General features: G+C 61.5%; 24 protein-coding genes and 1 pseudogene. 19 read left to right on the top strand and 6 right to left on the bottom strand.

From position 1 onward, the window contains the following. Nucleotides 1-253 precede the first annotated feature (253 nt). Nucleotides 254-1,483 carry a methyltransferase, FxLD system gene (gene fxlM / locus G6N25_RS20435; protein ID WP_158084849.1) on the top strand — a complete coding sequence of 410 codons (1,230 nt, stop codon included), beginning with the start codon at nucleotides 254-256 and terminating at the stop codon, nucleotides 1,481-1,483. Between the two features lie 141 nt (nucleotides 1,484-1,624). On the opposite strand, the gene G6N25_RS20430 is transcribed toward fxlM, so the two are convergent. Continuing rightward, nucleotides 1,625-2,299, bottom strand: a complete 675-nt coding sequence (locus G6N25_RS20430) for a hypothetical protein (protein WP_083072511.1) — start codon at nucleotides 2,297-2,299, stop codon at nucleotides 1,625-1,627. A gap of 126 nt (nucleotides 2,300-2,425) precedes the next feature. Here G6N25_RS20430 and G6N25_RS20425 point away from each other — a divergent pair, with 126 nt between their 5' ends. The 5 genes and pseudogenes from G6N25_RS20425 (at nucleotide 2,426) to G6N25_RS24350 (ending at nucleotide 4,452) form a co-directional block, all read left to right on the top strand. Then, a complete protein-coding gene (locus G6N25_RS20425) occupies nucleotides 2,426-2,632 on the top strand; it encodes a DUF2191 domain-containing protein (RefSeq protein WP_083072587.1) in 207 nt (68 codons plus the stop codon). Beyond that, on the top strand, nucleotides 2,623-3,045 hold the full coding sequence (locus G6N25_RS20420; RefSeq protein WP_083072510.1) for a PIN domain-containing protein: 423 nt from the start codon (nucleotides 2,623-2,625) through the stop codon (nucleotides 3,043-3,045). The genes G6N25_RS20425 and G6N25_RS20420 overlap by 10 nt, the downstream gene beginning before the upstream one ends. A 120-nt stretch (nucleotides 3,046-3,165) precedes the next feature. Continuing rightward, nucleotides 3,166-3,621 carry an MbcA/ParS/Xre antitoxin family protein gene (locus G6N25_RS24245; RefSeq protein WP_264055581.1) on the top strand — a complete coding sequence of 152 codons (456 nt, stop codon included), beginning with the start codon at nucleotides 3,166-3,168 and terminating at the stop codon, nucleotides 3,619-3,621. Beyond that, on the top strand, nucleotides 3,622-4,176 hold the full coding sequence (locus G6N25_RS20410) for an RES family NAD+ phosphorylase (protein ID WP_083072509.1): 555 nt from the start codon (nucleotides 3,622-3,624) through the stop codon (nucleotides 4,174-4,176). 81 nt (nucleotides 4,177-4,257) lie between these two features. Further along, nucleotides 4,258-4,452, top strand: a pseudogene (locus tag G6N25_RS24350) (hypothetical protein). 446 nt (nucleotides 4,453-4,898) lie between these two features. Here G6N25_RS24350 and G6N25_RS20395 read toward each other — a convergent pair. Beyond that, entirely contained in the window at nucleotides 4,899-5,354 is a 456-nt protein-coding gene (locus G6N25_RS20395) for a DUF1942 domain-containing protein (RefSeq protein WP_083072508.1), read from the bottom strand. Nucleotides 5,355-6,046: 692 nt separating this feature from the next. Between G6N25_RS20395 and G6N25_RS20390 the strand changes: the two genes are divergently transcribed. Together G6N25_RS20390 and G6N25_RS20385 are read left to right on the top strand one after the other, a co-directional pair. Beyond that, a complete protein-coding gene (locus G6N25_RS20390) occupies nucleotides 6,047-7,900 on the top strand; it encodes a 5'-nucleotidase C-terminal domain-containing protein (protein WP_083072506.1) in 1,854 nt (617 codons plus the stop codon). A 59-nt stretch (nucleotides 7,901-7,959) separates the two neighbouring features. Continuing rightward, on the top strand, nucleotides 7,960-8,250 hold the full coding sequence (locus tag G6N25_RS20385) for a type II toxin-antitoxin system PemK/MazF family toxin (RefSeq protein ID WP_269473877.1): 291 nt from the start codon (nucleotides 7,960-7,962) through the stop codon (nucleotides 8,248-8,250). A gap of 110 nt (nucleotides 8,251-8,360) precedes the next feature. Here G6N25_RS20385 and G6N25_RS20380 read toward each other — a convergent pair whose 3' ends face one another. Next, entirely contained in the window at nucleotides 8,361-9,191 is an 831-nt protein-coding gene (locus G6N25_RS20380; RefSeq protein ID WP_083072504.1) for a DUF1906 domain-containing protein, read from the bottom strand. 329 nt (nucleotides 9,192-9,520) lie between these two features. On the opposite strand from G6N25_RS20380, the gene G6N25_RS20375 reads away from it, so the two are divergent. The 6 genes from G6N25_RS20375 to G6N25_RS20350 all read left to right on the top strand — a co-directional run bounded on the left by G6N25_RS20375 (nucleotide 9,521) and on the right by G6N25_RS20350 (nucleotide 12,127). Beyond that, nucleotides 9,521-9,757 carry a type II toxin-antitoxin system Phd/YefM family antitoxin gene (locus G6N25_RS20375; RefSeq protein WP_083072503.1) on the top strand — a complete coding sequence of 79 codons (237 nt, stop codon included), beginning with the start codon at nucleotides 9,521-9,523 and terminating at the stop codon, nucleotides 9,755-9,757. Further along, entirely contained in the window at nucleotides 9,754-10,191 is a 438-nt protein-coding gene (locus G6N25_RS20370) for a type II toxin-antitoxin system VapC family toxin (RefSeq protein ID WP_308204518.1), read from the top strand. The genes G6N25_RS20375 and G6N25_RS20370 overlap by 4 nt, the downstream gene beginning before the upstream one ends. Before the next feature lie 281 nt (nucleotides 10,192-10,472). After that, complete coding sequence (locus tag G6N25_RS20365) at nucleotides 10,473-10,706, top strand: hypothetical protein (protein ID WP_071510754.1); 234 nt, start codon at nucleotides 10,473-10,475, stop codon at nucleotides 10,704-10,706. Continuing rightward, nucleotides 10,696-11,007, top strand: a complete 312-nt coding sequence (locus G6N25_RS20360; protein WP_083072502.1) for a type II toxin-antitoxin system PemK/MazF family toxin — start codon at nucleotides 10,696-10,698, stop codon at nucleotides 11,005-11,007. The genes G6N25_RS20365 and G6N25_RS20360 overlap by 11 nt, the downstream gene beginning before the upstream one ends. Nucleotides 11,008-11,318: 311 nt before the next feature. Next, entirely contained in the window at nucleotides 11,319-11,777 is a 459-nt protein-coding gene (locus G6N25_RS20355; protein WP_083072501.1) for a prevent-host-death protein, read from the top strand. A 2-nt stretch (nucleotides 11,778-11,779) separates the two neighbouring features. After that, complete coding sequence (locus G6N25_RS20350; RefSeq protein WP_083072500.1) at nucleotides 11,780-12,127, top strand: hypothetical protein; 348 nt, start codon at nucleotides 11,780-11,782, stop codon at nucleotides 12,125-12,127. A gap of 600 nt (nucleotides 12,128-12,727) precedes the next feature. Here G6N25_RS20350 and G6N25_RS20340 read toward each other — a convergent pair. Both G6N25_RS20340 and G6N25_RS20335 read right to left on the bottom strand, forming a co-directional pair. Continuing rightward, nucleotides 12,728-13,180 carry a MarR family winged helix-turn-helix transcriptional regulator gene (locus G6N25_RS20340; protein ID WP_232065867.1) on the bottom strand — a complete coding sequence of 151 codons (453 nt, stop codon included), beginning with the start codon at nucleotides 13,178-13,180 and terminating at the stop codon, nucleotides 12,728-12,730. A 22-nt stretch (nucleotides 13,181-13,202) separates the two neighbouring features. Continuing rightward, nucleotides 13,203-13,958 (bottom strand): alpha/beta fold hydrolase, encoded by a 756-nt coding sequence (locus tag G6N25_RS20335; protein WP_083072499.1) that lies wholly within the window; start codon nucleotides 13,956-13,958, stop codon nucleotides 13,203-13,205. Between the two features lie 264 nt (nucleotides 13,959-14,222). On the opposite strand from G6N25_RS20335, the gene G6N25_RS20330 reads away from it, so the two are divergent. Continuing rightward, nucleotides 14,223-14,429 carry an antitoxin MazE family protein gene (locus tag G6N25_RS20330; RefSeq protein WP_083072498.1) on the top strand — a complete coding sequence of 69 codons (207 nt, stop codon included), beginning with the start codon at nucleotides 14,223-14,225 and terminating at the stop codon, nucleotides 14,427-14,429. Continuing rightward, nucleotides 14,426-14,758, top strand: coding sequence for a type II toxin-antitoxin system PemK/MazF family toxin (locus G6N25_RS20325; RefSeq protein WP_083072497.1), 333 nt, complete (start codon nucleotides 14,426-14,428; stop codon nucleotides 14,756-14,758). The genes G6N25_RS20330 and G6N25_RS20325 overlap by 4 nt, the downstream gene beginning before the upstream one ends. A 231-nt stretch (nucleotides 14,759-14,989) precedes the next feature. Here the strand turns inward: G6N25_RS20325 and G6N25_RS20320 are convergent, their stop codons facing one another. Next, nucleotides 14,990-16,315: a hypothetical protein gene (locus tag G6N25_RS20320; protein WP_142272473.1), complete on the bottom strand. Its 1,326-nt coding sequence runs from the start codon at nucleotides 16,313-16,315 to the stop codon at nucleotides 14,990-14,992. 353 nt (nucleotides 16,316-16,668) lie between these two features. Between G6N25_RS20320 and G6N25_RS20315 the strand changes: the two genes are divergently transcribed. The 3 genes from G6N25_RS20315 to G6N25_RS20305 all read left to right on the top strand — a co-directional run bounded on the left by G6N25_RS20315 (nucleotide 16,669) and on the right by G6N25_RS20305 (nucleotide 19,462). Continuing rightward, nucleotides 16,669-17,841: a restriction endonuclease gene (locus tag G6N25_RS20315; protein WP_232065865.1), complete on the top strand. Its 1,173-nt coding sequence runs from the start codon at nucleotides 16,669-16,671 to the stop codon at nucleotides 17,839-17,841. Between the two features lie 93 nt (nucleotides 17,842-17,934). Further along, a complete protein-coding gene (locus G6N25_RS20310; RefSeq protein WP_163672511.1) occupies nucleotides 17,935-18,516 on the top strand; it encodes a hypothetical protein in 582 nt (193 codons plus the stop codon). Further along, nucleotides 18,485-19,462, top strand: coding sequence for an XRE family transcriptional regulator (locus tag G6N25_RS20305; RefSeq protein ID WP_083072494.1), 978 nt, complete (start codon nucleotides 18,485-18,487; stop codon nucleotides 19,460-19,462). The genes G6N25_RS20310 and G6N25_RS20305 overlap by 32 nt, the downstream gene beginning before the upstream one ends. Nucleotides 19,463-19,543 lie beyond the last annotated feature (81 nt).

The following is a 19,543-nucleotide window of genomic DNA, read 5'->3' as shown; positions in this document are numbered from 1 at the left end:
CTAGTTCGATTAACACATGATGGACCATCAAAATCCGTTGATGTGAAACGCATTAGAAATCACACCGCACACTTCGTCGTGCGTGGCATCTCGAAAGCTGTTGTCGCACAGTCAGCCAGGGAACGCGGCAACGCTCCATATTTGATCTCGCCGTATTCCACTGATCGCCCGTGCAAGGGAATGCCCAGGCAGTGCGGTCGCCACGCTGTTCGACGCTGCGCTGCGGACAGGTGGGTCGGGGATACTGGCGGCTGTGGACGGCGTGCGCGCGGGTTGGCAGGACTTGCGGGATCGGTTGGTTGATGGGCTCGAGCTAGCGGGGCATGTGTCCAGCGAGCGGGTGGCCGCGGCGTTGCGCACGGTCCCGCGGCATGTCTTCCTGCCCGGGATCGAGCCGGAGCGGGTCTATCGGGATGAGGCATTTCCGATCAAATACGACGACGGCGGGTTTCCAATCAGCTCCTCATCACAGCCCGCGATCATAGCCAGAATGCTGGACCAGCTCGACGTGCAGCCCGGACAACGTGTGCTGGAGATCGGAACGGGCACTGGCTACAACGCGGCGCTGCTGGGCCATCTGGTCGGCGAGACCGGCACGGTGATATCGGTGGACATCGACGCCGACCTCGTCACAGACGCCCGTAAGCGCCTGGCCGCGTGCGGCGTTTCTCAGGTCACCGTCGTCTGCGGGGACGGCGGTCTGGGTTGGTCCGAGCACGCCCCCTACGACCGCATTATTGCCACTGTTGGAGCGTGGGACATTTCACCAGCGTGGGTGGCTCAGCTCGCCCCACGGGGTCGGTTGGTCGTTCCACTCGACCTGCGAGGCCCGCAGCGCTCGATCGCCTTCCAACCGATCGATAACCATCTGGAAAGCGTCTCGGTGGTCTTCTGTGGGTTCATGCGTATGCGCGGCGCGTTCGCCGGTCCCGAATCGATCCACCAGCTCGGCCCCGAACAAGGGGTGTTACTGGGGCTGGCCGAGCAACGTCCCGTCGACGCCGACGCTCTTTATGCGGCGCTGGCCCAGCCAGGTGTGGACGTGCCCAGCGGGGTGCATGTCACGCTCGACGACGCACGGCGCGGCCTGGGCCTCTGGCTGGCTCTGCACGAACCCGCCATAGCCGGGCTCTCGGCGATCGGCGCGGCAGCAAACCATGGACTGGTGCCCGCACTGATCGAATACCCCGGCCGGGGCACCGCTACAACCGTGCTGGTCGGAAACGGCGCGCTTGCCGCACTGGTCCGCCTCGGCGAGGGACAACCGTTCGAACTCGGTGCCCGCCCTCTCGGCCAAGAAGGCCATCGCCTCGCGCAGCGCCTTGTTGGACACATTCACGATTGGAACGCCCAGGGGCGACCCGGCACCGCCGGGCTGCACGTGACTGCCTACCCACACGGCACCGACCCCGGCCCGATCGCCGAACCGGGCAGCGTCATCGACAAACGCTATAACCGGTTGGCTTTGACCTGGGTATCGTAATCGCCTCAGCACCAGTCGAATTTGACCAGGCACACCTACCGCAACTGCAGGACGGCCACGGCATTGAGCCACGCAAACCGTCATATCCACGTCACACCGCACCTCTTCGGGCGCGCCTGACCCCTTGGCCCCGGTCTGCGATCAGGGGCGCAAGCGCCGTGTCCCCGCCGGGGGAGAAGCGCGAGGAAACTGCTTAGCGTCAGCGGCGCGACGGCCTGTGGGCGCGGGCGGGTCCTTGAGCACTGCTCCGCAGTTGATGCACACGGCGCCGAGTGGAGCACCCTGCCAGGACTGGACGTCGCCATCAGGTGTGAGTCGAGCTTTGTATTCTGCGCCGGTGGCAGTCCGGCTGACGATGAAAATCTCCGATTCGATACCGGCATCGTTGGCGCCAATGTAGAGGTTTCGCGCGTTAGTGGCGCATGCTGAAGCTGTGCACGATCCCGAGTACAGCTGGGCGAGCGCCGATTCCGAGATAAAGCGGCCCCCGATCTGCATGCCGTGGGTCAGAAGTCCAGAATGTCGTCCTTCCCACCACCGGCACTTCGACTGTTCGATCGCCACCGCGAGCGGAACCTCGATATCGAGGACTGTGAGTCGCTCGTAGCCACCCAGGGCGAGCTCGTCGACGTAGCTGACGGGCAACTTGTGCCAGGAAAGTGTTCCTTCCATGACGAAGTTCTCCCCGATCTGCAGCGATGCCGTGCGGACACGGTCGGCCGCGTCGGTAGATGCTCTATGCACCCACCCGGCCAGTTCGCCGAGGCTAATCGAATTGCCGTCGGAGAGAACGTGATCGAGGCGGGCGTCGAGCAATCCCGCGACGTCGAGCCGGGCCAGGAGAATGTCTTTGATCTCGTCAGGGTCAATGCGCCGATAGCCGGTCGTGAGTATATACTCGATCGATGTTTAGTATATATATACAGATGAAGGTTGTGCCGCATGACAAAGCGCTTGATTGACCTGGATGACGACCTGCTGGCCGCCGCGCAGAGGGAACTAAAGACATCCGGGGTATCGGACACCGTCCGCATCGCATTGCAGCAGGCCGCAGCGTCGTCTGCTCGCGTGCGCCAGGTCGCATGGTTGCAGGCCGGCGGCCTAGGGGAGATGGCTGATCCCGATCAACGCGGTGAAGTGTGGCGATAATCGCTCGGCACCTCATCGACACGAGTGCCGCCGCGCGCATGACACACCCCGAGGTCGCCGCCCGGCTTGCCCCGCTCATCGAGGCCGGATTCGTCGCGACCACGGCTCAGCTTGACGCCGAGGCGCTCTACAGCGCCCGAAACGCTGCGGACTACGAGCAGCTTTGGTCAGATCGCCGCTTAGCGTACGAGTATCTGCCAACCAACGACGAACACTGGCAGACCGCATTGGACGCGCAACGGCGGTTGGCCAGCACCGGCCGACACCGTGCCGTCGGCATGGCCGACCTTCTGATCGCCACCCTTGCCGACGCCCATGACGTGACGCTGCTCCACTATGACGCCGACTTCGAGATCGCTGCCGAAGTACTGTCGTTCCGGCATCAATGGGTGTTGGAACGAGGCAGCATCTGAGGGACTGGCAACACGAGCACGCAGCCCAAGCGCCAGCGCCGATGTCTGATTGGGCGGAACCTTCCGCCCAATCGCAAACTCGTTGACTGCCCACGAAAAAAATTGGGTAGAGTGTTTGATATGACTCCAAAGAAGACCGCTGTCACCAAGAGTGCATCGAAGAAGGCGGTCGTCAGAACTCCGGTGAAGAGGGCGTCTGCCAGGAAGGTGACCGCAGTTGGGGCTGCGGCCCGTATCGCCGCGGACGATCCCCTGTCTCAACAGCGGGTTCTGTTCCTGGCAGATGTGTTCTCACGTGCCCAGCTGGCTAAGTGGATTGGCGTTAGCCCATCACAGACGTCGCGTTGGGCATCAGGTGAAGAGCGGCCCGGCCCAGCCGCCGCTCCAGCCCTAATCGATCTCGAACACGTGTATTCGCGCGCGCGCCTGGTATGGGGAGGCGACTCGGCACGCATCTGGATGGAGAGCGCTAACGCGTTCCTCGGGGGAGCTCGACCTCTTGATGTCCTACTCACCGACGGACCCGCTCGAGTTCTTCAAGCGCTCGACGCGGAGATGTGGGGCGGGGCGGCGTGAGTGCTGGTATATCGCGTCTTTCCTTACCTTGACACCGCTTCGCGCGGCGAACCAGGGCATCCGCTGTATGAACATCGCCCGCAACGCGGTGGCCGCGCTGATCACCCCGACTACTACGTGTGGTACGTGGGCCGCCAAATCGAAGCCGCGTGCGGCGAGGCGTTCGGCAACCTTTCGCGCTGGACCGACTCGATGTTTGAATTTCCGGCAGTACCTGGCGCACGCAAGACGCTCGGGGTGTATGAGCTGCCCGACGACTTGCGCATTTGTGACCTTGATGACCCGCGCCGCCTGGTAGAGCTAGGACTAAGGCCGACGCAGATCGTGGCCCGCAACCTTGCCGTCACTTCGGAATGGGCGCACCGCATCTGGTCACAGCGTTCTCCTGCCATCGGCGACCGAAAATGGCAGGCGATTCAGTGGTGGTCTTTCCATCGGCCGAACTGGACAGTCATTGCCAGTTGGGAACGGCCCAAGCTCGTCGAACTCGAGCATCTGAACCTCAACCACCCAGCCGTGGTCGCGTCCGCTAAAAGCCTCAACCGCCCTCTATAGACGGTTTTGGCGCGCGAAGCGGGCGTGTATCTGGCTGGCCGGGAAGAAGAACTGTCTTACAAATCGCCACACACTGTTGCTATGGCTGACGCGATTACCTTCCGACCTGATAAAGACACGGCGAAGGCGCTGGAGGTCTTGACCAAAGATGGCACGGCTGTGTCCGCAGCCGTTCGCTCTGCTCTCATCGATGCCGCATGACGGAAGGCCAGCGCGGCCATTCGCGCTGAGGCCATGCAGGTGCTGCGCGATATGGAGACGCTGCGTGCGTGGTGAGGTCTTTCAGTTGCATGGCCCGCGGGGGAGCCGCGGTCACGAACAGTCCGGTTCCCGCTACGTCGTCGTCCAGTCAGACCAACTGCCTCCGTCGACCCAGCTGGTTGCGCCAACGTCAACGTCGGCTCGTGCCGCCAGCTTTCGTCCCGCGATCGAAATCGGCGACGCCAAAGCCTCTGAGCGCTGCACCCGCCATATCGGATGAAAGCAATTGGTGTGCAACGAAATAGGGCGTACTATACCGGTAACCCGCCGTATTCCTCCCCGTCATGCGATCAGAAACCGTATTCGCCGATGAGGCGGCATGGTCGTCAAAAATGGCTCTTAGAGCAAGGTTCCGATGACGAGGTGCTCGCGACGGTCGCGTTCGACCTCGCCGGGGCCGCGCGCCGAGATCAAGTGGCATATTGGGCGAGTAGCGCGTCGGCGACGGGGAAGGTGAGTTGCTAGCCTTTCCAGACGACCTTGTCCGTGCCTCCGGCGTCTCGGTACACGACGCTGTCGGGGTTCGTACCGTTGCGAACGTCGAAGTAAATGCGCCCCGTAACAGCGTTGCCTAGGGGGAGCGGTCCCTCAGGAAGACCGTCGGTCTGGTTGCCCTTCATCACCGCGAACGTGGAGCTATTGACGGCCCGAGCGTTGAAATCGGCAATGTTCGGAGTTGCGTTACCGCTTACACCTTTAGCCATGACGTCGGAGTACCACACGCCGTCGTTGTGGCCGCTGGGCTGCAGATTGTTCACGGTGTAGTCGATGGTGCCGCCCATACTGGAAATCTCTGCCATCTGGCCGAATTGCAGCACTTGCGGATCGGCGAATGCCGGTGTCGCCGCGAAGAGTCCGACCGCCGCCAACACAGCTGTTGTTGCCGTTGTTTTCGATGCAATATGTGAGAACGCCACGTCGGGCTCCCTTCGTGATGTGCCGGCCGCCCAGGAGCGGCAGCTGGATTGAGGTCTATCCAAAGCTCGGAATTTCAAACCTGGTGCCGCCAAGGCGACGAGCATCGACCTGCTGGGGCTGCACATGGCAGCCAAAGATTGGCCGCCGTCACTGGGACCGAGCGCATCGGTAACGGTCGCATACCACGTTGAACACCAGGACGACGAGGCAGACTCGGCCATTGCCGAGAGAGCGCCGCCGGCATCACTACTGAGGTTGCGACGCTCCCGGACACTGGGCGACACGCCGTGGGCTGTCAAGATCATCTGGAAAAATGCCATTAAGGCTAGATGTTTTGAATCGAATTTCGCTATCTGCGATGTGTAGAGCCGGATGTAACATCAGCCCCCATGAGGTTTTGTATACCTAGGTCACGCGATCGGCGCACGTCGTTCAGTAAGCGATTGCAGACTCTTTTCGACGTAATCGAGACGTACGGTGGGCGACTCGTATGTGCAGTTGTGCACCTCAATGACACGTATCTAATCGATGAGCAGCCGCCGACCTTACCGGGGTTTCCGCGGCTCATCGCCACCGTTAAAGCACTCCGCGAGCATGTTCGGTCGGTCACCGGCCAGGACAAGGTCGTCGTCGTGCACAGCGGCGACTTTCTGGGCCCTCCCGGCTGGGTAACGCGGATCACGGCACGGCGATGATCGACATGCTCAATCGCAGCACGCTGAGATACTTCGTGCCGGGAAACCACGAGTTTGACTACGACCCGAAAACAAAGCTTGAAGACCAGTTACTGGTGGCCGGCGCAAAATTCGAGCTCGTCTGCTGTAACGTCGGCGCCCCGGCGGCGGTCAACGCGAGCGAATTTGCACTGTGGCCAACCACGGAGTCGCCCAGCGTCGCATTCACCGGCGTCGTCTCAAAAAGTGTGCACAGCAGCTTTGGTGAACACTGGCCGTTCACTGACGCAGACGCTGCACTTAAAGCGTTCTCCGCCCAAACAGCGAGCAAGGTTCCCTTTCACGTGGTGCTCAGCCACGCAACCCGTGAGGAGGATCGTGCGATGCGCCCATCGCTCGAAGAGTGCCCGCGCACAGTTCTCCTGGGTGGTCACGATCACCACATCGATTGGCAGGAGGACGACTTCCCGCCGATCCTCTACAAGAACCGTTCTAACCTTCAATCCGTGCGCGTCCTGCTGCTCTTGGCGGGTGACAGCGGCGCAGCGTTCAATCAGCTCTGGTGCAGCTACCAGGAATTAAAGAAAAGAAACGGTGGTGTCCCGCCGCCTTATGAACAGGGCTTCGTCGACGCGCTGCTCGAGCCGCTTCACCCCTGCGACGCGCAGGTCTTCCGCAAATGGATCGAAGCAAAAGATCCCTGTGGGCACCAGGGCTTTCCCAACTTCTCGGCATCGACTTTCGATCGAGATGACGATATTCCGGATGATGCACTCGTGAATCGCCTCGAAGGCCTACCCAGCGTTTATGACGTGGGATCTCATGTTCTGAGATTCGACGACTTCCTCTCGGCCGACCGCCGGGACGAAAAGGCGGTGCGCAGAGCGCTCAAACAAATCACCGAGCCGAACGAGGATCGTGTCGTTTGTGACTTCTCTGACGATGTCGACCAGTTGGATGCTCGCGACACGCAATTGCGGGAACGCCCAACCGACTTCGGACTGTTGGCTGCCGAGTCTGTGCGTCGGGAGGCCAACGCGGACATCGCGATCGTCCACTCGGGTTCTTTCCGCATCGACGCGCTGATTGACGCGAAGGTGACCCGCAAAAGGCTCCTGGACACCTTCATTTTCGATAAACCCAAGCCCGGCCAGGACGAGCCAATCATGATCCTGACACTCAGCAACCAGGAGATTGACACCCTGCTCGCGCACGGGCGTAGCCTCGCAACCACTGGTGCCTTTCCCCAGGTCGTTGACAAACGGCAGTCTTCCAAGCACGAGCACGTCGTAGCAATCAGCTCCTATCTGCTGATTAACGCGAAATCCAACGATGGGTATGTCGAGGCCTACGCGAAAAGCAAAGGCATGTCGGAGGAGCAAGCACGAGATCGCTTCAGCGAACTCCGTTCCGGACAATTCCGGATCATCCCGGCGATCGAGAAGCACGTTGCAGCTATCGCATACGTGGATATCACACCCGTCGCCCAGCCCGTTCAGCAGTCAAACCTGTCGAACCCACCGACTCCTGGCGCGCATTTCATAAAGCTCGCCAGGGACGTACGGAAGGAGTTCGATCGCGTTCATCCCAACGTTCCAACAAATTTCGAAGAGTGGTACGAGGCGAACGAGGCGTTTCTCGCGCTGTTCGCGCCGAGAGCGCCTGTGCCCGCTGACCCTTCACTGGCCAAAGCACGAAAGGTGCTGTGCGACTTCGTAGTCGTCGTCCTCACCACTCTGAAAGTCAAGAAAGTCAGTTGGGACGTGTTTGACGCGGATGTTAAAGCGCAGGAGGCCAACTACACGGACGACGGCTTTAAATACGGCGTGATACTCCGGGCGGTGGTCGAGGGCTTGGGAATTCCCTGGTAGACCGAGGAGTAACTAGCCCGAAGTTACGTCGGGTCTGGCCGATCTCATCGTTGTTGGCGGTGACTCTCTGGTGTCCGCCATGTTTCCTGCAGGATGACCTCTTTGATGCCACGAGTTCCGTAACTGTTGCTCCCATGTCCAGCACGCTGTTGGATGCGCCGTTGATGCGCATCCGGATAGCCGGCGGACACGGCCGGTTATCCGGACTTGATCACGACAGTGACGTGATGATCGACAAGCTCACAACCATCAAAAGGTCAAACGTCCACGCCCGAGTCGGTCGGCTGACAGCGGAGCAAGTCGTCGAGGTCGAACGAGCGATGATGGCATTCCTCGGCCTTGCACGATAGACGAGAACCGTTGGGTTGCAGTGTAATACAGCGTACTGGTAACTCTGCATATTCAAGTCCTGCATATTGCGCTGTGCCAGGCTCGACGGGATCTCATGGCGAGATCGGACCTATCGCACATCGCCATTCGGATAACTCGACCGATGGAGGTTCCACTGGCCGCAATCGGGGGCCAGGACATCGTTGACGTCGACTTCGAGTCCGCCGACCCGTGGGCCGGGATTGGACGCGGTGCTCACGACGCGCTGGTAGAGAACAGCGGCGGGGTGGACCCGATTGCCGGACCACGCGCGAGTTTGCCAGGCCCACCGGCGGCCAGCTGTGCTCGAAGACCCGATAACGCCATCGGTCGCGGCCCACTGGCACACATCGATGCCCCCGTAGACTCCGGTGCGTTGAACGCCGAGAACCGAGTTGATTCCCCGAAACCACTGCAGCGCAACGCGATTCCAGGTGTCGCGGTTGATGCCTTCGTCGATCGTGAAGAAAATCGGCGCATCCTCGCCGCCGCCCGCCGCGGTGTGCAGCTGCCAAGCGGTGCGCGCGTCCGCGATGCCGCCGGCGTAGCCCCGCGTGAAGTCGGACGGTGCCGACCCACCTGGCTTGCCGTATTGGTAGTTACTGACGATCACCAAGCCCGCGGCTTTCAATGAGTCGGCGTAGGACCGAGTGATCGGCTTGGCGCCAAAAGACGAGCCAGGGCGTGACAGCGAGACGTAATTGACCACCCCGCTATAGCCGGCAGCGCGGATCTGCTGCGCCGGAATCTGATGCGCGGCAAAGTCGATCAGTTGAGGTGGAGAAGCGGCGGCCGCCGTATGCGTGCCGCAGGCTACTGATACGGCACCCAGACCGGCCAACGCAGTGGCGTAACGCAGCGCGTCGCGCCGGGAAACCGTGCGCAATCGCACATCGCTTGCCGTTGGGGGCATATCGTGCATCGCGCGATGTTAACGAGGTGACTGCGGTTGCCGATAGACCTGCGCCAGCCGAAACGCGGGTGCGTTTCCAAATGGATATCGAGCGGTGACCGTTTCGACCGTTTAGGGCCTCGAAAGCCGCCCGCGAACCGACTAGATCACCGATTCCGGTTCGGCAATTAGGACGGCGATTGATGCTCAGCAGGGATTTTACCCGGGGGTGATTCATTGGATGAACATGGCGGAGTTACTGGTAACCCTGCCTATTCGATTGCTGCATATTCGCCCGCACGAGGAAGCGCAGGTTGCGCCTTCCGCACCACCGTCTCACCGGTGATACACTGGCGGGTATGGATACAGTGACGGTGCGCGAACTCCGGAACAGCGGAGGAGAAGTTCTGCGCCGTGTGGAGCGCGGTGAGCGCATCGTCATTACCCGGGACGGCACGCCGGTAGCAGAGCTTCGCCCTCTGCCTCGTTCCAGCGCCCGCCCAGCGGAACTGATTCGTCGCCGTAAGAATCTTCCACAGGTAAACCCGGACGCCCTCCGGCGCGACATCGACAACCTGATCGACCCGTCGCTGTGACGGAAGCCCAGGACCGGGGGATGCTGGATACCTCCACTGTGATCCTGCTAGGCCAGATATCCGACCCGACCGAGCTTCCCGACGAATCGGTGATTAGCGCGATAACGCTGGCCGAGCTTTCCGTAGGTCCGCACGTCACGCGCGACGATGCCGAGCGCAGTGCCCGCCAACAACACCTCCAGCAGGCCGAGGCGGACTTTGACGTACTTCCGTTCGATGGAGACTGCGCCCGAGCATTTGGCAGCGTAGCGGCGGCACTGCGCGCGTCGGGGCGCAAGCCGGCTGCGCGAGCATACGACGCACTCATCGCAGCCAGCGCAATCGCACATGCGGTGCCGCTATACACATGCAATCCCGCCGACTTCGCAGGAATCCCGCGACTGGAACTCCGATCGGTCACCCACCCGTACCACCAGCAGGGAACTGACAACTAGCGATGAAAAGCGTTGGGCAACAACATGATATGCAGTAGGTTACTGGTAACTCTGCGTATTCGATTGCTGTATATTCCCGCCGTTACAGCGCCAAATAGAGCCTGAGCGCATCATTGAGATTGGTCAGTTCGGCGGGGGTACTTGGCCTAATCGGCGCAGCAGGCGTCGCGTCGCGACGGATCCGGCTTGCTCATCCTGCGCCTGGAGAGTTGCAGCTGCTCTACGAAACGTCACTTTTGCCCATCCAGCGACTGTCTTACAAAACGTCGTACACTATTGCTATGGCTGACACGATTACCTTCCGGCCGGACGAAGACACATCGAAGGCGCTGGAGGTCTTGACCAAAGATGGCACGGCTGTGTCCGCAGCCGTTCGATCTGCTCTCATCGATGCAGCACGACGGAAAGCCAGTGCGGCGATTCGCGCCGAGGCGGAAAGGCTTGCTGAAGACGAGTCCGATCGCGCTGAGGCCATGCAGGTGCTGCGCGATATGGAGACGCTGCGTGCGTGGTGAGGTCTTTCAGTTGCATGCCCCGCGGGGGAGCCGCGGTCACGAGCAATCGGGTTCCCGCTACGCCGTCGTCGTCCAGTCAGACCAACTGCCGCTGTCGACCTGGCTGGTTGCGCCAACGTCAACGTCGGCTCGTGCCGCCAGCTTTCGTCCCGAGGTTGAAATCGGCGGCGTGAACACCCGGGTGCTTGCCGAGCAGGCTGCGGCGGTCGACCCGGGCCGGCTCGGTAAGAGCGTCGGGTTCCTCAGCTTCGACGAGATGCGCCGCGTAGATGCGGCACTGCGTATCGTCCTCGATCGCTGAGCGCTCTACCGTCGCCGCATCGGATGAAAATAATTGGAGCGCAATGCAATATGCAGTGGTTACTGGTAACCCGTCATATTCGATTCCGCCGTATTCCTGCGTTGCGGTGTGGGTCGGGGGCCATGTGGGAACGGTTCGCGACCACATAGTTGACCGCCAGTACGGCGGCACGCATAGGCCCCGGCGAGGTTGAGGTCCAGGGGAGTTGCTTGTTTGCTAGCGGAGCGACGGCCTTGCATCTCGATCAACGGGGAGTTGATGTGGTCCGCCGCACAGTGGACTTCCGAACACGTTCCGAATATCATATCGATATGGCCACGACAGCCCTCCGCGCCACCACGCGCCGCTCCTCGGACCTGAGCAAGCACTCCGCAGAGGTGTTCGCCGAGGCTGAGGACCACCCGGTCACGGTGACTCGGCGCGACGGCGAGGCGCTCGTGCTCATGTCGCAGCGCGAGGCGGAAAGCCGCAACCGCATGCTCCAATTCGCCGCGCAGCTCATCGGCGTGGCGGTGGACGACAACGGTCCGCTCGCCGAGCGGATGTCCAGGGCCTTTCCGTGGATGCTTGCACTGTCACCCGACGACCGGGCCACCTGCGCCCAGGACCTCGTCGACGCCGCACGGGCGTCGTTCTCCACTGACCAGCCTCATCTGGTGCTCACGGAACTGACCTCGTGGAAAGAGACCGCGACCGCCGTCGCCGCCGGACTCAACCGGGGCGAGCCGGAGTGGTTGGACGATGACGACGCCGTCGTAGAGCGGCCGTAGCCGTGGCCGCCAAGCGCGGCGAACTGGTCCCTCGTCCTCCGAAGAAGCTCGAGTTCGAGATTCGCTACGCTACCGCCGACGCAGCCAAGGGCTGGCAGGACCTCGCCGCAACTATCCGCAATCCCCTCGCGGAGGCCTGGGACTTTCTGACGCGAACCCCTCTGGCCAAGACACCAACCAACTACCCGCTGCGCGGCGAACTCGGCACGATCGCCCGCGGGGACAAGATCCACGAGCGCTGGCAGCACAAGCCAACGCTCAAGGGCACCGCCCGCATCTGGTTCTTCGTCGAGGACCGCACGGTGTACCTGGAGCAGGTACATACCAGTCACCCGAACGAAACAAAATAGAGCAAGTTCACTGCCCGGACAGGTTGTCATCATTATCTGAAACCCGACAACTAAACCTAGAATAGACAGCGATAACCGTTGGGCTGCAGTGTAATACGGCGTACTTTACTGGTAACCCGCCGTATTCGATTCCGCCGTATTCCTGCTCATGTGATCGCCGTGGAACCGTGGGCGGTGCAGGGGTCAGATATCGGTTTTCCGGCATGGTTACGGCCGGTTCGGTTGGGAATGCGCGGGCCGCGTACGTCGCTTGATTGTTTGCTAGTGCCTCGCGGGCCGTCCGGTGTCCAGCGTGACGTGCGCGCGTGGCGCCTCGGCATCCAGGTTCAGCACCGCCCGAACGGGCGGCAGCTCGTTGGTCAGATCCACATAGTGGCTCCCGGCTGCCGCGACCGCCCGGGCGGGCGGTGCGCTTGTCTCGCCGAACGGGCAGATTGTGTTCACTACGACGGATGGCTTCCCGGCTGCGATCAACGTGGCCAATTCGGCCCGGACGCCACAATCGTGGGGTTTTCTTCGTTGGGGTACACATGGACAGCCCGCTGGGGCGGCACTACCCGACTTCGAGGCGCGGGAATCGATTGTTTGGCCGAGGCTGAGCTAGCGAGAGACGCGTCGCTGGAGTGCCTCTCCGGCGGGCAGCCCGTCGACGAAGTTCCCCAGGACAGCTCGGCACGCCTCAAGGTCAGTCGAGTTGACCGTCGTCTCGATTGCGGTGTGCAGTTGGTCTTCGATCTCGCGGACCCTGGGAAGCAGGGCTCGAGCGGCGGGGGTGAGTTTTATCCAGCGGGCCCGATCATCATCGGGTGACGGCTCTGTGGTGAGCAGAGCGGCCGACACCATCCGGTTCACCAGGCGGCTGGGATGCTCACCTTCGCACACCAATAGCAGTCCCAGCTCCCGGATGGTCAACGGTTCGCGTTCGTCGAGCACGCTGATCGTTTCGGCCCACGCCGGGGTGAGCCCGAGCGGCTTGAGCGCCGCAGCGAACATTCGATTGCCCTCCCGCTGGGCGGCGAGGACTAGATACCGCAGGTGCTCGCCAGGTCTCACCCGCGCAGCTTATCGACCGCCGTCACAGTGACGGCTCGGCGGCGTGGCCGTGGGCCGCGATCGCGTCATCGATGAATTCGGCGATGGTGTGCCCGTATAGATCGGGGTGGGTGAAACGGAACATGTGACCCGTGTTCGGCAGTATCACCTCACGGGCTCGGGGAATGCCGGCGAGCATGTCTTTGGCGGCGTCTTCGCCCACGAGCTTGTCGTCTTCTGGTGTCACGAGCAGCGTCGGGACGTTGACCCGGTCCAGTCGATCGCGGACGTCGAAGTCGATCACGGAGGTGACGCGCGCGGTGTAGCTGCGTCGCGGGGTGTTTTCGATGAACAGCTGCCGATAGTCGTTCTGTGTGTGGGGGATTTCGGCAGATGCATCGAACTTCGAGGCCAATTGGAAGGCATGGAACCGCAGCGTGCCCTGCCGGTAGAGCGGGCCCCCCGCAAAGCGCGAGGCCCGGGAGGCGACTCCCTTCCACCGGGGCAGCGGATTGGCCGCAAAGCCGCCGGACAACACCAACGCGGCCAGCCCCATAGGCCGGCGGGTGGCCAGGGTCAGGGCGATCACCGCGCCGAAGGAATCTCCCACCAGCACATAGGAATCGAGGTCGCCCACCTGCGCGGCGACGAAGTCAGCGTAGGCCTCAACATCGTTGATCCCTTCGGGCAGCCGCATGGTCAGGACCTCGTGGCCGGCGAACGGGCTGAGTTGGCGATCGTCCCACGGCGCTCCCGAGAAGCACGGGATGGTCACGATGGTGGGTTCAGTGGTGGTCATAGTCGCTTCCTTGCTTGCCGGTCGGACACTTCTGGTATGTGTATGATACAGCATATATGCTGTGTCATACATTATCAAGGAGTCCTGCCCAGACCAAATCCTCCGAAAACCGCTGGTGTCCGGGCCTTTGCGCCTCCATGATTTTGCGCTGGCAGGCAGCTCAGGCGAACCGTCGAGCGACGCCGTGGCTTGGATGTTTGTTTGCCGTCCCCGCCATCTGACTATCCGGCTGCCTAGCTTCGGCGTTACATGTAACATATCGGCATGGCGGTGAGGGAAAGAGTCGGCGAGTACCGACGGCGGATGCGGGAGCGGGGCCTGCGGCCGCTGCAGGTCTGGGTGCCTGACGTGCGCACTGAGAGTTTTGCCGCCGAGGCACATCGTCAGGCTTCGTTGGTCGCACGAGCGGACGAAAGCACCGATGACCAGGACTTCATTGAGGCCATCTCGACGCCATGGGACGAGGAGTGAATAGAGGGGAGATCTGGACCGTAGCAGGGGGCGTCTACGCGACCAAACCGCGTCCCGCGGTGATTGTTCAGGATGACCTCTTTGATGCCACGAGTTCCGTAACTGTTGCTCCCATGTCCAGGACGCTGTTGGATGCGCCGTTGATGCGCATCCGGATAGCCGGCGGACACGGCCGGTTATCCGGACTTGATCACGACAGTGACGTGATGATCGACAAGCTCACAACCATCAAAAGGTCAAACGTCCACGCCCGAGTCGGTCGGCTGACAGCGGAGCAAGTCGTCGAGGTCGAACGAGCGATGATGGCATTCCTCGGCCTTGCACGATAGGCGAGAACCGTTGGGCCGCGGTGCAATATGCAGTGGTTTACTGGTAACTCTGCATATTCGATTCATGCATATTCCTCGAGAACCTGGGCCGGGGGAGCGCGCGTGGGGGTAAACCGTCCGCCGTGCGCCGCCGATGCGACTCCTAGAGTTACGTGCTTCGCTTCTTGCCGCGTTTGTTATCGCCCCTGGAGCCCATCAGCTAGAAGGTCCCCCCGGCGCCGACACCGCCCTTTAGTCGGTGGGCGGGTTCGGCGCGGTGACAGGGTGGCCTATCAGACTCGTCCGAGGCGCCTCGAGGTAGTAGAGAATCGCATACTCCGCGAACCACGCCGCCAGCATCCGCCGCTGGCCCGTCACGGCCGAGTGTGCGAAGCCCTCGTATGCCATCGCAAGACCTTCGTGGACGGGTTCAGATCGAAAGTCGTACACCCGCTCCAGGAGGATGCGCCGCAACGTCTTCGCCGACTTCGACCCGCGAGTGACACCAAAGGCCTGCTCGAAATTGCCATGTTGGACCATCTGGTCGAGATGGTCCGGCATCAGCTCACCGAAGAATTTGACGAATCTCGTCGTGAGGCGATCCTTCTTCCAGGGCTGAAAGGGATTCGTGAGGCACTCGGCGGCGGCGACGAACAGAATGATGGCGACTTGCTCGCGTTGCTGACGCAGCGCCGCGTCATAGCTAAGTAACGCGCCACGAATACGCAGCCAGCTGTCCTTGTCTGCGACTGGGAGGTCGAAGATCGCGTCGAGCGCGATGCCTTGCCGGGCCAAGGTCAGGAGCTGGGTGTCTTTCCGGCGTCCGTCCAGCTCGTCGACAGTCACACCGTGAATCTCGAGGAGCGGCATTATCATTGGCGGCAGATTAATTGGTCGGCCGAGTGCAAATGTGCAGATCGCGGCGACCACCTCGGCGAATTGGCGTGCAATAGGCGCGGTCAGGGGTCCGTCAGCTGGTCCGGGCACCGCAATGTAGACATCGATGAACACCCTCGGGTGGAATAACACGGTCCCGCCCGCCGGCGCGCCTTCAGGAAGGTTTGAGTCATCCTCGCGGAAATTGAGCAGTACGCCGGCGCCTAGACGTAGCCAGCCAACGACCCGAGCTGGCGTGTACAGCATCTGCTGCATTCGGGAGAAGAACATTGCTTCTGCCAGGTTCGGTTCTTCATCAGCAAGCGTGCACGTATACCAGATGACACCGCCGAAGTCGTCCTCGTCCGTCAGGGCGCCGAAGGACAACTCGGCGCTCCGCTCGACTATTGCGTCAACCTCGGCCTGACATTCTTGATCGCTCGACTTCGCGTCGATCCACGGCGGCGAATCCACTGGCGCAACCGTGACATGCAGACCGTTTTGCGGACCGATTATGAACGGGTGCTCGGGCGACATACTCGCCTGTGATACGTCGAAGCCAGCCTCGCCCAGCAGACGTCGCATCCAGGATGCGGCCAGAGCTTGCCGCTGCTCTAGGCGCAGTTCGACCTCTGGGGTCCCTGGTTGAGCCAACGGGTGCACGCCAATCCGGTCGTCGCAACTAGCAACGCCGATCCGCAAGCCCGAACATGTGATCGACGCGACTATATGTCGCCTGTATTTTAGGCTAATCACCGCTCTCACCGAGGGCACTCATACGTCACGCCACCCGTTCGCGAGGAGCCACCAGCCTATAGGGGATCGGCCGAAATATGTTGTCCTGCAGAGCAATACGCAGTAGTTTACTGTGACCCTGGATATTCGATTCCTGCATAATCGGTCCGTCTCAGTACTGGTAGACGCGCCGTGGGCATCTAGGAAAACTGCCCGCGTAGCTCCTGACCTCCGATTTCGCGCGATCAGCGTAACCAGGACCCGTCGCGACCAGAAGGCCGGACGTTTCCAGAAACCGTGAGGATGACACGATCAAAGGTGTGACGCTTGACGAGCTACTGCAGGTGATGGACCGCGCCGCAGCGAATCTCGTCAAACTCGATCAGGTCTGGAAGAGAGCCCAGCCAATGATCCCCTCAGGCCCGAGTCGAGGGTCGAGCCGGGAATACGAGGATCTGCGGAGGACCTGGACTGCGCTCCGCACGGGATTGCCGCCGATCCACGGCTGGACGGTCAGCGTAGAGCTTCCCGACGTGGATTCTGTTGGCCAGGACTTCATTGACTACGCCGATATTGGGGAGTCCCCCTTCGCACTCTTGAACCGGCTGGAAGAACCGGGTAATCAACTCGACGAGTATCGGTTCCGGTTGGCTCAATCAAGACGCAAAGCCGTACATGAACGCCTGATGGACTTGACATCAACCATCAATGAGACGCTCCCGCGGATCGCCGAATCGATACCGCACGATTCGACGGGACGACTCAACGACCCCAGAATCCCGGCGATCACGGACTCTATCAGCGAGATCGAGCGACTCCTTGGGGACACAACCGAGCGCAAAGGACGTTGGAACGACCTTCACCGGCACATTCACTTCGGCGAGGGCCACGACTGGCACGACATCCTCGAAATGGACTGGCCGTCCGTTCGCGCAGACATTGAAGCGGCCCACTTGTCGGAATCAGACCCGCTGCCCGTCCCCGACGTAGATCTAGGCGAAGCGGCGTCCTCGAGGCCCGCCGGCGGAGTGAGTGTTGGATTGACGTGGGATTCTCTTGATGACGACGGATTCGAGCGCCTCCTGTACGACTTGTTGCGCTCGTTTCCGAACTATCAGAATGTTGAATGGCTGATGAAAACGCGTGCGCCGGACCGAGGACGTGACCTGTCTGCAGAACGTGTGATAAAGGATGACGGCGGAACGACCCGAATTGAACGAGTCATCGTCCAGGCAAAGCACTGGAGCACCAAGTCGGTCAGCCCGACCGATATCACAAACACATTGAGCACCCTCTCTCTATGGGAACCTCCTGCGATCAGAGCGCTAATCCTTGCCACGAGCGGACGATTCACCACTGACGCTGTGGCGGTCGCTGAGAAGCACAATCGCGACGGCAAGATGCCCTTCATCGAACTCTGGCCCGACAGCCGTCTTGAGACACTCTTGTCCGAACGTCCGGAGCTGACCGCAGGTTATCGACTCCGCCCCTAGACTCCGAAATTCGGACCGGATGGCGACACGCCGAGGGAGTCCGGATTGCTACATTCCTTGTAAAATTTCTACATCGAATGTAGCATTTCGGCCATGCAGGCTTCTGACCTCGATGAATTCGCCCACATCATGATGTCGGGGTACCTCGCTACCGCCGATTACAGCCGGAAGTTCAAGTCCGAGTGGGACATTCCGCCCACGATGCTCGCCAAGGCACACCATCTACGGTCTGTGGTGCAGGCCCAGATCGGCGACTCCGAGCGCTACGAACTCCACAAGGAGTACGTCGAGTTTGGGCGGGTCCAGGTGACCGACAACGAAATCAAGAAGACCTTCTTGCTGCGCAGTATGTCGGCCGTGTCGATCGAGAAGTCGCACACCGAATGGACTCTGTTCGACATCAAGCCAAAGGTCGACGTCGGTCTGTTGATCTACCGGTTCGACAAGCCAGGACTGTCGCTGTGGCAGTCCGCCACGACCCACACCAACAAGTCGAAGCGCCTCATCCCCAGCGGCGAAATGCATGCGATCAGCTTTGGCGATTCGAAGATCTCCCGGCCGCCTCCAGAAAGTTCGACCAAGGTCAGATCGACGCGTTCGACGACCTGGGCAACCCCGATATCGAAGCGGGTGGCGAACCGCAGTGAACCGGCTGCGAGCATTTCGAGACATTGAGGGGCTCAACCAAGCCGACCTGGCCGGCCTGGTCGGCCTGTCGGTGCCGATGGTCTCGGCGATTGAAAGCGGGCGACGCCCATTCAACGGCGATCTGACCGCTATCGGATACGACCCACGCCGCCTCACCCTGCCAGACATGTCGGAGCCCATCCACCGCGCCCGCGCCTCCACCGCCGTCGCCGCGAAGAAACGCGCCAAAGAGCTTCTCCGTCTCGCCGGTGAAGTGTTTGGAGAACTGCTCGATGTCACGCCGAACGCCCCCCGCGTGCTGCTACAGCGCGTCCCCAGCACGTCGGACCTCAACGAAATCGATGAATTGAGCGGCGAATTCCGCGCCTTGCTCGGCCAAGAGGATAACGGTCCCATACGTAACCTCACCGCGGCCGTCGAGCGCGCGGGCGTCTGTCTAGTGCCGATACCCCATCTCCCCGGCCTCGACGGACTGTCGTCATGGGTGAACGGTATCCCGGTCATTGGCACGGACCCGTTCGTCACCGGCGACCGATTCAGGATCACTGTAGGCCACGAGTGCGGACACCTGATGTTCCACAGCCGGCGCCACGACACCACAGAGAGCGAAGCCAACCGATTCGCGGGTACCCTGCTGTTCCCGCGCGACGACTTCGACGCAGCCATGGTTGACAAGCCCACATTAAGGCACTTCATCAGCCTAAAGGGGTCGTGGGGCATGTCCGCTGCCGCGATCATCTATCGCGCTCACGAACTGGACTACATCGACGACTCACGGTACCGAGCGCTGCAGATCCAGATGTCGAAGTGGCGCAAGCGCGAGCCCGGAGAGATCGAACCGGTTGCGGGCAGCCTGTTCGGCCGCCTGGTCGATGTGAACGGCGGTGTCGCCGCCGTCGCGAAGAAGCTCGGCGTGAATGCCAAGCACCTTGCCTCGCTTGTGGATTGGAATCGTCGACTACGCGCAGTCTAGAACTTGACATCGTACGGGGTGTAATCCCGGGAGGGCGGGTCCGGGAAGTGGACAGGCATCCCCGGCCCGCCTGCGTCAGGG

Source organism: Mycobacterium heidelbergense (genome assembly GCF_010730745.1).
GTDB lineage: Bacteria > Actinomycetota > Actinomycetes > Mycobacteriales > Mycobacteriaceae > Mycobacterium > Mycobacterium heidelbergense.
This window is presented reverse-complemented; position numbering and strand designations above follow the sequence as displayed.